Genomic DNA, 12,308 nt, shown 5'->3' with positions numbered 1-12,308 from the left:
GTATGTCACAGTCGCTAATTGTTGCACTAGATTTTCCAGGGAAACAAGAGGTAGAACAATTCTTACATCACTTTGAAGGGGAAGAGTTATTTGTCAAAGTGGGTATGGAGTTATTTTACAAAGAGGGTCCTGCAATTATTACGTACTTAAAAGAAAAAGGGCATAAGATTTTTCTAGATTTAAAACTTCATGATATTCCGAATACGGTAAAAAGCGCTATGCGTAGCCTAGCTAGTCTAGATGTAGATATGGTAAATGTTCATGCTGCTGGGGGAAGTAGTATGATGAAAGCTGCGATTGAGGGATTAGAGGAAGGTAAGCAAGAAGGAAAAGAGAGACCGATTTGTATTGCAGTTACACAACTAACAAGCACTTCGGAAGCTATGATGAAAAAAGAGATTGGTATTGAGAAAACGTTAGAAGAAGCGGTTGCTCATTATGCAAAATTAACGAAAGAAAGTGGACTTGATGGCGTTGTTTGTTCAACACTTGAAGTACCAAAATTACGTGAAGTATGCGGAAATGAATTTGTAACAGTAACACCGGGGATTCGTCTTGCAAGTGATGATGTGAATGACCAAGTGCGCGTAGCAACACCGAAACGTGCGAGGGAACTTGGTTCAAGCTACATCGTAGTTGGACGTAGTATTACAAAAGCAGAAAATCCGCTTGAAGCGTATAAAACAGTAAAACAACAGTGGGAAGGTGTAACAGTATGAAAAAAGAAATCGCATCGCATTTATTAGAAATTGGAGCAGTATTTTTACAACCGAATGATCCATTCACTTGGTCTTCTGGTATGAAATCACCAATTTACTGTGATAATCGTTTAACTTTATCTTATCCAAAAGTACGCCAAGCGATCGCAGCTGGATTAGAAGAATTAATTAAAGAGCACTTCCCAACTGTAGAAGTTATTGCAGGAACAGCAACTGCTGGTATTGCGCACGCTGCATGGGTAAGCGAACGTATGGATTTACCAATGTGCTACGTACGTAGTAAGGCAAAAGGTCACGGTAAAGGGAACCAAATCGAAGGAAAAGCTGAAAAAGGTCAAAAAGTAGTAGTAGTAGAAGACTTAATTTCAACTGGCGGTAGTGCAATTACATGTGTAGAAGCACTTCGTGAAGCTGGCTGTGAAGTATTAGGAATCGTATCAATCTTCACGTACGAGCTCGAGTCAGGAAAAGAGAAACTAGAAGCAGCAAACGTAGCGTCATATTCTTTAAGTGATTACAGTGCATTAACTGAAGTTGCAGCAGAAAAAGGTATGATCGGACAAGCTGAAACGAAAAAATTACAAGAGTGGCGTAAAAATCCAGCTGATGAAGCTTGGGTTACAGCGTAACACGAAAAAAACGACTGCGGGGGGAAACGCAGTCGTTTTTTATATCATTGTTAAAAAAGCATATTACAATCTCCTTACTAATAACTACTTATTGCTTTCTACAACTTCATATCCTTTCACAAATAATAGAGTCATATAAGAAACGATAAATGAGAAGATACTATACATACCAACCCAAAAGAAAAATTTTGAAGTAAAGGCGAAAACACCTATTATTAAAAAACTAGCAAACGTTACAATCGGCATTACGTAATACGTTTTCGTTCTACGTGTTCCGATAACAGAAACGATAAAAATAAGTAATGGACAAAGAAATAAGACGAAAATCAATTCATTCATAGTTATGTCCCCTTTTCTAATTGCAGTAATCTGTTTTTCGTAAACGTTTTAAAAGAATTACTCTCCTAATATAATTTCGCTAAGTAATAACTAATCCCTTTTGAAAGTCAGTACATTATGATGAATTGTACAATAAAAAAACGTAAGCAAGAGAATATTTGCTTACGTTATAGGATAAACATCGCAACAATCGTGGTGACAATTAAACCAATCCCAACTGGTAAAAAATTGCGGCGTGCAAGTTCAAATGGATCTACTTTACAAATAGCAGCGGCAGGAATAAGCGCCCAAGGAATTAAGGTTCCGCCCCCGGTCCATATAGCTGCAATTTGCCCGAGTGCTGTTAGGGTGGCTGTTCCATGGCCAAGTGCTGTTCCGAAAAGATTGGCAATTGAACCAGCGAGTGATATACCTGAAAAACCAGATCCATCCAAGCCTGTTATAACACCAACGATAGTTAATGTCCCAGCTGATACATATTGATTTAAAGGAACCGTTTGAGATAATGCGATTCCTAAGTCATTTATGATTCCATGTGAACCTTTCGGTAAATAGTCCCCAATAATTTTTACAAAGCCACTATCTCCTAAATAAAAAAGTGCAGCAATCGGAATAACTGGACCAAAAATTTTAAATCCAAATTGGAGCCCTGTTATAAAATAATCGGTCGTTTTATTTAGACCATTTCCTTTGTAGGCGATGAGAGAAATGATAATGATCATAATAACAGTCGTTCCGCCGATAAGCGCTGTAGCATCGCTTCCTTGTAGTTTAAACTGCATCATACAAAGGATATCAATGATATATACGATAGGGATACATATAGCGAGCCATTTCTTTATGCGAGGAGATAAAAAAATAGTAGTTTTAGATGGTTCAGTTGATGAAGAGGAATTTTGCAACGATAATCCTGTATGAAATTCTTTTCGTAAGAAGAAAAAAGCGACAGAAGTTGTAACAACGCCCATAACAATAACGAGGGGAACACTTGCAGATACGACACTGGAAACAGGGAGACCAGCAGCGTCCGCTGTTAATTTCGGAGCACCTTGAATAACGAAGTCGCCAGATAAGGCGATGCCGTGTCCAAATAAGTTCATAGCAATTGCGACTCCAATCGGAGGAAGGCCGACGCGTACAGCGACTGGTAATAAAATAGCTCCCATTAAGGCGACAGCAGGAGAGGGCCAAAAGAAGAAAGAAATTGTCATCATTAAAAGACCGATAATCCAGTAGGCGAGGGTAGGGGTACGAATCATCTTTGTAAACGGTGAAATCATCGTATCATTTATGCCGGTATGAACGAGTAGATTGCTCATTGATACGATAATGGAGATGATTAATATAGTTGGTAATAATTCAGTAATGGCGTAAATGAAACTTTGAAAAATACCGCTAATGGCAAGAGGGATAGAACTTGTTGCGGTAAGTGCTAACAAAAAGATAAAAAAGATACAAATGATCGTTGTATCTTTTCGAAGAATAAAGAAGGTAATGATAGTCAGTAAACAAAGAACATAGAGAGCATGTAAAAGCGTTAATTCAACTCCCATAACATTCACATCCTTTAGGCGTTCGTGTAGTTTATTGTATGAAAGCAGTGAAAGTATGTGAGTATAGGAAAAAGAAAAAAGTGAAATTTCATGTACTGTAAATGAATAAAAGAAAATGCCACCTTATTCGGTGGCACTTTCTTATTTCACTGCATGAGCTTTTTGCATCTTTTTAATTAAACGAATTTGTCCGCGATGATTGATTTCATCTTCAAATACGTGAAACCATTTAAAGTAGTTATTTGCTGGTTTGTCATGCCAAAAATCTGTCGTTTTAAATAGCCATTCATCAGGTAACGATTGAAATATTTCAATCGTTTTAGAGCGCACTTCTTGTAATGTATTGATGTAAAATTCTATTGAGTTGCCTTTTATTTTCTCGCGTCCAAGATTTCCTAACTCAACAGCAGGTAACCAGTGTTCTAATTCAGCATCTGTTGGTTCACGATCTTCAAAGGTATGAATTTGGTAGTAAAATTCAATAGCAGCCATATGGTACAAAAGCATACCAATTGAGTTTGCTTCATCATCATACAAATAATCAAGTTCTTCAATTGTTAAGCCTTCGGCAGCCTGCATTGTTGTATAGCGAGCGTAATTCATCATGGAAACAAGTTTTGAAAATTCAAGCTGTAAACCATCTATCTTATCGATTACAAAGTTCAATTAAAATTCCCCCTCTTTAAACAATTACTCCAGAGAAGGAATTCTATGTGTAAAGAAAAAACTCCTGTTTAAAAGTTCATGATTTTTAACAGGGAATGACAATTAGTTCCCGATTTGCCTTTGTAATAACCTCATAGCCTTCTTTTGTAATGACGATATCGTCTTCAATTCTACAACCGCCCCAGTTTGGTATGTAAATACCCGGCTCAACTGTAACAACCATACCTTCTTGTAAAGTTGCCTTACTTTCTTGGGATAGGCGAAGCGGTTCATGTATTTCTAACCCGAGACCGTGCCCGGTAGAGTGGCCAAAGTATTGACCGTATCCATGTTCTGTAATGTAATCTCTCGTTATATCATCGATACTTTTCGCAGTTTCTCCAGGTTTAATGGCTTCAGTTCCACGCTTCAATGCTTCTAATACAACATTATATATTTTTTTGAATTCTTCTGATGGTTCGCCGATTGCTACAGTACGTGTTAAATCGGAACAATATCCGTTATAAAGCGCACCGAAATCTAATGTAATCATATCGCCTCGTTCAATGATTTTATTTGATGCAACGCCATGAGGAAGAGAAGAACGAACACCAGAAGCTACAATGATTTGAAACGATGAGGACGTAGCTCCTTTTTTTCGCATGAAAAATTCTAATTCATCTCGGACTTCAGTTTCGCTTATTCCCGGTTTTAGAAAGCTGAGAATGTGTTGGAAAGCTTCGTCAGCAATAGTAGCGGCAATTTTCATTGTTTCTATTTCGGGTGTGTCTTTAATAATACGAATATCTTCGATGATTTCGCACACCTGAACGATTTCCGCATGTATGTATTTTTGTAAGTTTTTATATTGTTGCAATGTCATGTTATTTTCTTCAATTCCAAGTTTTTGAATGTTTAATTTCGATACTTGATTTGCAACTTCTTTCTCTAAATTTCCTGTATGCATAATAATTTCAGCGTCTTTTATTTGTGATTTTGCTTGATCTACATAGCGAAAATCAGTTATAAAAACAGCGTTATCCGCAGAGATTAAGACGACGCCAGCACTACCTGTAAAGCCTGTTGCATATTGGCGATTTTCTTTTTTTGTAATAAGTAATCCGTCAATTTCATAGTTTTTTAGTTGATTTTGGATTTTATTAATTCTTAAAGTCATGTTAATGCCCCCTTTTCACAGTATTGAATAAAGCAAATAGCGTGCCAAAAAATATCTTTAGAGAAAAGATAGTGGGAATTACATATGTTTTAGAGAAGATAAGAAATTTAGCCCATTATTTGTGGGCGGTGGGCTGCTCGTGAAATACAGATTACTTCAATTAGCAGTTGGGAGAATGAAAAAAACATCAACTCAAGATTCACTTTCTTTACACACTGTCAAAAAATTTATACAAATATGAAATAGCACTGTCAAATTTTTTGACAATATTGAAGTTAGGAAAGTAAAGTTAAAGCAATTGCTACAGATGAAAATAATGGAACGATGAGATATATCAAAGCTGCAGATGAAAAATATAAGATGACAAAAGAAAGATGTTATGAATTAGTGAATGGGTATATGAACTAAGCTGAAAACATAGAAAAATGCGTTGCTTGCTAGCAACGCATTTTTAAGTATTTACGCTTTTAATTTCATTACTGTATCAGCATCTGGTGTTACATATAATGTTTGTTGATTGTCATATGTAACAAATCCAAGTTTTGCACCGCTCGGTTTTTTGACATGGCGTACCTTTGTGAAATCCACAGGAACAGAGCTAGAATCTTTTGCTTTACTGTAATAAGCAGCGATTTTAGCGGCCTCATGTAAAGTCTCTTCCGTAGGTTCAAGAGAACGAATGACAACGTGGGACCCAGGTATGTCTTTCGTATGTAACCAAATTTCATCGCGACGGGAGAATTTCGTTGTTAAATAATCATTTTGCTTATTGTTTTTACCGACGAAAATTTCTGTACCATCACTAGCTAAATATTTGTCCAATACTGGTTTTGTCGGTTTTTTCTTTGCATTTTTCTTCTTACGATTGCGCACATAACCTTCTTCGGCCAGTTCTTCACGAATCTCTTCAATATCTTTTGAAGAAGCAGCCTCCATTTGTTGAAGTAAGCTATCAAAATAAAGAATTTCTTCATTTGTTTTTACGATTTGTTCTTCTACAATAGCAACTGAATTTTTCGCTTTTTGGTACTTTTGGAAATAGCGTTGTGCATTTTCAGATGGTGTTTTTAAAGGATTTAATGTGATTTTTACAGTCCCACCATTTTCGTCGTAATAGTTAACGACTTCAATCTCTTTATCACCCTTTTTCAAGGCGTACATATTGGCTGTAAGTAGCTCTCCAAATAGTTGATATTTATCTGCTTTTCCGGCATCTTGTAATGTTTTTTCCAGTTTAATTAGTTTCTTTTCATTTTTTGACTTCTCATTTTGCATAAATCGTTCTAAATCGTGAGCTTGTTGTTTTACACGATCGCGCTCTGCTTTACCAAAGAAGAAACGATCTAATAATACACTAACAGATGAAAATGTTTTTTCATTTCCTTGTAAGTGAGAAAGAGGGAATAGGTAAAAGAACTCTTTTCCATTTGCTGTTATCATTGCTGGCACGTACTGATGTGTTAGCAATGGTTTTTGCAAGCTGAAGAAAGCTTCAGATAATGCTTTTTCATTTGCCATACCTGCTTTTTTTACAACTTCTTTTGCAAATAATGGGGAAATTCCCATGAATGCTCCGACAAGTTGTTTGTCCATGTTGCCAGATAAAAAGTCGAGCGGTTTAATGAAATCATCTTCTGTTTCGATAAGAAGCGGATTAACTTTATGTTGTGCTGGTGGGGCAACATATTCAGCTCCAGCATATACAGTACGATGTCGGTTTACCGCTAAAGAAACGTGTTTTAAGCTATCTAAAATAACATTTGTTTTCGTATCTACTAAGATAATATTACTGTGTCGTCCCATTATTTCGATTACTAATGTTTTTACTGATTCGTCACCGATTTCATTACGACTGCGGACTGTAATTTGAATAATACGTTCTAAGTCAATTTGTTCAATTTTTTCAATAAATCCACCTTCTAAATGCTTGCGAAGAAGCATACAAAACATCGGCGGTAGCGCTGGTGAATCGTAGTTTTGATTTGTTAAGTGCATACGCGCATATGTAGGGTGAGATGAAAGAATCAGCTTTTGATTTTTTCCGTTTGCTCGAATATGTAATAAAACTTCATATTTTGAGGGTTGATATATTTTTGAAATTCTTCCTGTTTGAAGAGAATTTGCAATTTCATGTGTAATTGCTCTTGTAAATAATCCATCGAATGCCATGAATGAACACTCCTTTCTAACTAAAAGTTAATTATAGCATTTTTTTGGACGAGGCTGAATAAGCTTTCATTAGAGTATGTCTGGAATCAGGAGGTCGATGGCAGGATGAATTGGTATGAAATGCGAGCACATGAAGTGGAGGAAAGAACGAATACGAATGTGGAGGTAGGTCTTACAGAGCAAGAAGCAGAGGGCCGATTAAAGAAATTTGGTACAAATGAATTGCAAGAAGCAAAGCGGCCTTCTGCGCTTATGGTGTTTTTAGCGCAATTTAAAGATTTTATGGTACTTGTTTTATTTGGTGCTACAATTATTTCAGCTTTTTTAGGAGAGTATATTGATTCGATTGCAATTGTTGCAATTGTTATTATCAATGGTGTCCTCGGTTTTTTTCAAGAGAGGAAAGCTGAAAAATCGTTGGAAGCTTTAAAAGAATTGGCAGCTCCTCAAGTTACTGTACTAAGAAATGGGAAGTGGATAAAAGCGCCGTCAAAAGCACTTGTACTAGGTGATATTATTAAGTTTTCTAGTGGTGACCGTATTGGCGCGGATGTTCGCCTTGTGGAATCTTCAAGTTTATATATTGAAGAATCGGCTCTTACAGGAGAGTCATTGCCTGTACAAAAGAAGGTAGAGGCGTTACAAGGCCAAGATGTTTCAATTGGTGATCAAAAAAACATGGCATTTATGGGGACGATGATAACGAGAGGTGCTGGAACAGGAGTAGTCGTAGCGACTGGAATGAATACAGCTATGGGGCAAATTGCAAATATGTTGCAAAATGCTGTACAAATGGAAACGCCATTACAAAGAAGATTAGAACAGCTTGGGAAAATTTTGATTATTGTTGCTCTTATTTTGACAGCTCTTGTTGTATTAGCTGGTGTATATCAAGGGAATGAAGTGTATCACATGTTTTTGGCTGGGGTTTCGCTTGCTGTTGCAGCTATTCCAGAAGGATTACCAGCTATCGTTACGGTTGCGCTATCACTTGGTGTACAGCGTATGATTAAAAAGAGGGCAATTGTGCGAAAGTTACCAGCTGTAGAAACGTTAGGCTGTGCTTCTGTTATTTGCTCAGATAAAACAGGAACAATGACACAAAATAAAATGATGGTAACGCATATGTGGTCAGGCGGAGAATTGTGGAAAGTAACAGGTCAAGGCTATGAGCCAACGGGTTCGTTTATGAAAGGTGAAGAAGTAATTGACCCTACTAAGACGAAATCATTGTATCAACTACTTACATTTGGCTGTTTATGTAATAATGCGAATGTTATTCAAAAGAAAAAGACGTATGTGTTAGATGGAGATCCAACAGAGGGAGCTCTCGTTGCGGCTGCAATGAAGGCGGGAATATCACGTGAAGCTCTTAAAGGAAAGTTTGAAGTCATTCGTGAATTTCCTTTTGATTCAACTAGAAAAATGATGAGCGTTATCGTTCGTGATCGTGAAGGTAAAAAATTTGTTATTACAAAAGGAGCGCCAGATGTTCTTTTGCAAATGAGTCAAACAATTTTGTGGGGAAATAAGCAGCAGCCTTTAAGTGAAATGTATCGAAAAGAAGTGCAGGCAGCGATTCATAGTTTAGGAAGTCAGGCTTTACGAACGATTGCGGTGGCATTTAAACCGTTAAAAGCTACAGATTCAATTGAACACGAAAGAGAAGTCGAACAGGATTTTATGCTTGTTGGAATACAAGGAATGATAGATCCGCCAAGACCAGAAGTGGCGCAAGCGGTGAAAGAGTGTAAGGAAGCTGGTATTAGAACGGTAATGATTACGGGAGATCATAAAGTGACAGCAATGGCAATTGCGGAACAGTTAGGGGTTTTACCAGCGGGTGGACGCGTTGTTGAAGGTGTAGAACTTGCGAATATGGATGTAGAGGCATTAGAAGATATTGTAGAAGATACGTATGTATTCGCTCGTGTGTCTCCTGAGCATAAATTGAAAATCGTTAAGGCGCTGCAAAATAAGGGGCATATAGTAGCTATGACAGGTGATGGAGTGAACGATGCTCCAGCTATTAAAACAGCTGATATAGGGATTGCGATGGGAATTACAGGGACAGATGTTGCAAAAGAAGCTTCTTCACTTGTGTTGTTAGATGATAACTTTGCTACGATTAAATCGGCGATTAAAGAAGGTAGAAACATATATGAAAATATTCGGAAGTTTATTCGGTATTTGTTAGCATCTAACGTTGGTGAAATTTTAGTTATGTTATTTGCGATGTTACTGGCACTGCCATTGCCGATGGTTCCAATTCAAATTTTATGGGTGAACTTAGTTACTGACGGTTTACCAGCGATGGCATTAGGTTTGGATAAGGCTGAAGGAGATGTGATGAAGAGAACACCACGCCATCCGAAAGAAGGGGTGTTCGCTAGAGGGCTTGCGTGGAAAATTATAAGTCGTGGTTTTCTAATCGGAGCAGTGACATTAGTAGCGTTTATTATTGCATTTAACCAGCATCCGAATGAATTGAAGTATGCACAAACGGTAGCCTTCGCAACATTAGTACTGGCTCAGCTTATTCATGTATTTGATTGTCGTAGTGAACATTCTATATTTCACCGCAACCCGTTTGGAAATATATATTTAGTAGGGGCGGTTATTATTTCTTTACTGTTAATGCTTGTAGTTATATATTATCCACCATTACAGCCGATTTTTAGCACAATGCCGATACAAGCACGAGATTGGTTGTTAATTGGGGGATTATCATCTATTCCTACCTTCTTATTAGTAGGATCCTTATTAACAAGAAAAAAGGAAAAAAAGAAAAAGCCACTGTTATATAAGAAGGGATTAAACTTGAAATAGTCAATGATATGAAAATATGATATAATTTACAGAAGGTAGTAGAGTTGCATCTCTATTACCTTTTTCATTGAGTTATTTCATGGCTTGGATGTGATAAAGATGATTTGTAGTATGACAGGATTTGGAAGATCGAAGGTAGAAAACGATACTTTTCAAATAACAGTAGAAATGAAGTCGGTGAACCATCGTTTTTTAGAAATGAGTATTCGGCTTCCGAAGCAAATGATGGTGTTTGAAGACAAGATTCGTAAAATAATTGCAAAGCAAGTTCGCCGTGGACGTATTGAAGTGTCTATTAGTATAACAGGTGAAGGGCTTGTTGAAAGAAAATTAACTGTGAATTGGGAACTTCTTGAACAGTACCAATCCATTATGGAAAATATAAAAGGGAAATTTCAATTACAAGATTCTATTACACTTGGGCAACTAATGAGAATGCCAGAAGTAACGGCAGTTGAAGAAATAGAAAATGTAAATGAACAATTTGAAACCGGTTTATATGAGGCTGTTCGCCAAGCTGCTCATATGTTGAAAACGATGAGAGATGGCGAAGGAGAACGATTACATAAAGATATAGCATATCGTTTGCAAGAGATTCATAATTGTGTAAATGCAATTATTCCACATGCACCAATTGTCACACAAAAATATCGTGAACGATTAGAAAATCGCTTAAAAGAATTACATAATCAAGATTTAGATGAACAACGATTGTTGACAGAAATAGCAATATTTGCAGAGCGTTCAGATATTCACGAAGAATTAGTTCGATTACAGAGTCATTTAGATCAATTTCGTGAAGCACTGCAAATTACAGAGCCTGTTGGAAGGAAAATGGACTTCATTGTGCAAGAGATGCATAGGGAAGTAAATACGATAGGTTCTAAGGCAAATGACTTAACAATTTCAAAATATGTCGTAGAAATGAAAAATAACCTTGAAAAAATTCGTGAACAAGTACAAAATATTGAGTAGCTTTCAAAAAATATATAAAGTTATACGTGGTGGAGAAATCGGATAGACTTACTAGGAGGCGCAAACTATGGCCATGCGGTTTTTAAATATTGGATACGGAAATATTGTATCTGCTCATCGAATTATTGCTATTGTAAGTCCGGAGTCAGCTCCTATTAAACGAACAGTACAGGAAGCGCGTGAACATAATGCTTTGCTTGATGCTACGTATGGGAGAAAAACAAGGGCGGTTATTGTTATGGATGATGGGCATGTAGTATTAAGTCCAATTCAGCCAGAGACGATTGCACATCGTTTGAATAATAAAGAAGATTTAAGTGAGGAAGGGTAGGTTTTACATATTTATGAGAAGTAGAAGAGGATTGCTCATCGTTCTTTCGGGACCTTCTGGTGTCGGGAAAGGAACGGTTCGAAAAGAGCTGTTTAGCCATGAAGACACACGTTTTCAGTACTCTATTTCAGTAACGACACGTAAACCGCGTGAAGGTGAAGTAGATGGTGTGGATTATTTCTTTAAAGAGAGAGAAGAATTTGAAGAAATGATTCGTAATGAAAAGTTACTTGAATGGGCTGAGTTCGTTGGTAATTATTACGGAACACCGATTGATTATGTTGAAAAAACGTTACAAGAAGGAAAAGATGTGTTCTTAGAAATTGAAGTACAAGGAGCAATTCAAGTTAAGAAAGCTTTCCCTGAAGGTGTATTTATTTTCTTAGCACCTCCAAGTTTATCTGAACTAAAGAACCGAATTGTCGGCCGTGGTACAGAAACTGAAGATGTTATTGAAAATCGTTTAACTGTAGCGAAAGAAGAAATCGAAATGATGGACGCTTATGACTATGTTGTAGAAAACGATCAAGTTGAATTAGCTTGCGACCGAATTAAAGCAATTGTGGTTGGTGAACATTGCCGCCGCGAAAGAGTGGCAAAATACTATAAAGAAATGACGGAGGGTCTATAATTATGTTAAATCCATCAATTGACTCATTATTAACAAAAATCGATTCTAAATATACACTTGTAACAGTAGCTGCAAAGCGTGCACGTGAAATGCAAATTGCTGACAATTGTGTTATTGAAAAGCCTGTTTCTCATAAATGTGTAGGTAAATCATTAGAAGAAATCGATGCAGAAGTATTAAAATATGTACCATGCGATGACAAAATAATCGATTAAGACATTCTTTTCGACAAATTAAAACATAGACTTTATAATTTTCTATGTAACGGTAACAACCTATTTACAAGTAGGTTGTTATTTTTTTACGATAGG

The 12,308-nt window shown here is 36.8% G+C and carries 12 protein-coding genes and 1 pseudogene; 8 read left to right on the top strand and 5 right to left on the bottom strand.

Annotation, left to right across the window (positions count from 1 at the left end):
- Positions 1-2 precede the first annotated feature (2 nt).
- The gene (gene pyrF, locus MHB76_RS18230) at positions 3-719 is read left to right on the top strand and encodes an orotidine-5'-phosphate decarboxylase (RefSeq protein WP_000083510.1); all 717 of its coding nucleotides are present in this window, start codon (positions 3-5) and stop codon (positions 717-719) included.
- Entirely contained in the window at positions 716-1,348 is a 633-nt protein-coding gene (pyrE, locus tag MHB76_RS18225; protein ID WP_078172923.1) for an orotate phosphoribosyltransferase, read from the top strand. The genes pyrF and pyrE overlap by 4 nt, the downstream gene beginning before the upstream one ends.
- An 84-nt stretch (positions 1,349-1,432) precedes the next feature.
- Here pyrE and MHB76_RS18220 read toward each other — a convergent pair whose 3' ends face one another.
- The 4 genes from MHB76_RS18220 to MHB76_RS18205 all read right to left on the bottom strand — a co-directional run bounded on the left by MHB76_RS18220 (position 1,433) and on the right by MHB76_RS18205 (position 5,062).
- Positions 1,433-1,687, bottom strand: coding sequence for a YbeF family protein (locus tag MHB76_RS18220; RefSeq protein WP_078172925.1), 255 nt, complete (start codon positions 1,685-1,687; stop codon positions 1,433-1,435).
- A gap of 167 nt (positions 1,688-1,854) precedes the next feature.
- The gene (locus tag MHB76_RS18215; protein WP_078172926.1) at positions 1,855-3,240 is read right to left on the bottom strand and encodes a hypothetical protein; all 1,386 of its coding nucleotides are present in this window, start codon (positions 3,238-3,240) and stop codon (positions 1,855-1,857) included.
- Between the two features lie 141 nt (positions 3,241-3,381).
- Entirely contained in the window at positions 3,382-3,906 is a 525-nt protein-coding gene (locus tag MHB76_RS18210; RefSeq protein ID WP_078172927.1) for a DinB family protein, read from the bottom strand.
- Positions 3,907-3,991: 85 nt separating this feature from the next.
- Positions 3,992-5,062, bottom strand: a complete 1,071-nt coding sequence (locus tag MHB76_RS18205; protein ID WP_078172928.1) for a M24 family metallopeptidase — start codon at positions 5,060-5,062, stop codon at positions 3,992-3,994.
- A 279-nt stretch (positions 5,063-5,341) separates the two neighbouring features.
- Between MHB76_RS18205 and MHB76_RS18200 the strand changes: the two are divergent.
- Positions 5,342-5,470, top strand: a pseudogene (locus tag MHB76_RS18200) (lysozyme inhibitor LprI family protein); the annotation flags it as partial.
- Between the two features lie 51 nt (positions 5,471-5,521).
- On the opposite strand, the gene MHB76_RS18195 reads toward MHB76_RS18200, so the two are convergent.
- Positions 5,522-7,231 (bottom strand): Rqc2 family fibronectin-binding protein, encoded by a 1,710-nt coding sequence (locus MHB76_RS18195; protein ID WP_002160718.1) that lies wholly within the window; start codon positions 7,229-7,231, stop codon positions 5,522-5,524.
- A 105-nt stretch (positions 7,232-7,336) separates the two neighbouring features.
- Between MHB76_RS18195 and MHB76_RS18190 the strand changes: the two genes are divergently transcribed.
- From MHB76_RS18190 to rpoZ, 5 genes are all read left to right on the top strand, one after another.
- Positions 7,337-10,060, top strand: a complete 2,724-nt coding sequence (locus MHB76_RS18190; RefSeq protein WP_078172929.1) for a calcium-translocating P-type ATPase, SERCA-type — start codon at positions 7,337-7,339, stop codon at positions 10,058-10,060.
- 99 nt (positions 10,061-10,159) lie between these two features.
- The gene (locus tag MHB76_RS18185; RefSeq protein WP_002160720.1) at positions 10,160-11,035 is read left to right on the top strand and encodes a YicC/YloC family endoribonuclease; all 876 of its coding nucleotides are present in this window, start codon (positions 10,160-10,162) and stop codon (positions 11,033-11,035) included.
- A gap of 67 nt (positions 11,036-11,102) precedes the next feature.
- Positions 11,103-11,366 carry an extracellular matrix/biofilm regulator RemA gene (gene remA, locus MHB76_RS18180; RefSeq protein ID WP_001251456.1) on the top strand — a complete coding sequence of 88 codons (264 nt, stop codon included), beginning with the start codon at positions 11,103-11,105 and terminating at the stop codon, positions 11,364-11,366.
- 13 nt (positions 11,367-11,379) lie between these two features.
- On the top strand, positions 11,380-11,997 hold the full coding sequence (gene gmk / locus MHB76_RS18175) for a guanylate kinase (RefSeq protein WP_001257739.1): 618 nt from the start codon (positions 11,380-11,382) through the stop codon (positions 11,995-11,997).
- Between the two features lie 2 nt (positions 11,998-11,999).
- Positions 12,000-12,212, top strand: coding sequence for a DNA-directed RNA polymerase subunit omega (rpoZ, locus tag MHB76_RS18170; RefSeq protein WP_002111403.1), 213 nt, complete (start codon positions 12,000-12,002; stop codon positions 12,210-12,212).
- The last annotated feature ends 96 nt before the right edge of the window (positions 12,213-12,308 follow it).

Origin of the sequence: Bacillus sp. FSL M7-1345, from assembly GCF_038006985.1 — a bacterium.
GTDB lineage: Bacteria > Bacillota > Bacilli > Bacillales > Bacillaceae_G > Bacillus_A > Bacillus_A cereus_U.
Note: the sequence above shows the minus strand (reverse complement) of the source record. Positions and strands in the feature narration are given on the sequence as shown.

What these genes read in the sequence shown, in the direction of transcription:
- pyrF (WP_000083510.1), top strand. Translation starts at nt 3, where the DNA reads ATGTCACAGTCGCTAATTGTTGCACTAGATTTTCCAGGGAAACAAGAG.
- pyrE (WP_078172923.1), top strand. Translation starts at nt 716, where the DNA reads ATGAAAAAAGAAATCGCATCGCATTTATTAGAAATTGGAGCAGTATTT.
- MHB76_RS18220 (WP_078172925.1), bottom strand. Translation starts at nt 1,687, where the DNA reads ATGAATGAATTGATTTTCGTCTTATTTCTTTGTCCATTACTTATTTTT.
- MHB76_RS18215 (WP_078172926.1), bottom strand. Translation starts at nt 3,240, where the DNA reads ATGGGAGTTGAATTAACGCTTTTACATGCTCTCTATGTTCTTTGTTTA.
- MHB76_RS18205 (WP_078172928.1), bottom strand. Translation starts at nt 5,062, where the DNA reads ATGACTTTAAGAATTAATAAAATCCAAAATCAACTAAAAAACTATGAA.
- MHB76_RS18195 (WP_002160718.1), bottom strand. Translation starts at nt 7,231, where the DNA reads ATGGCATTCGATGGATTATTTACAAGAGCAATTACACATGAAATTGCA.
- MHB76_RS18190 (WP_078172929.1), top strand. Translation starts at nt 7,337, where the DNA reads ATGAATTGGTATGAAATGCGAGCACATGAAGTGGAGGAAAGAACGAAT.
- MHB76_RS18185 (WP_002160720.1), top strand. Translation starts at nt 10,160, where the DNA reads ATGATTTGTAGTATGACAGGATTTGGAAGATCGAAGGTAGAAAACGAT.
- remA (WP_001251456.1), top strand. Translation starts at nt 11,103, where the DNA reads ATGGCCATGCGGTTTTTAAATATTGGATACGGAAATATTGTATCTGCT.
- gmk (WP_001257739.1), top strand. Translation starts at nt 11,380, where the DNA reads ATGAGAAGTAGAAGAGGATTGCTCATCGTTCTTTCGGGACCTTCTGGT.
- rpoZ (WP_002111403.1), top strand. Translation starts at nt 12,000, where the DNA reads ATGTTAAATCCATCAATTGACTCATTATTAACAAAAATCGATTCTAAA.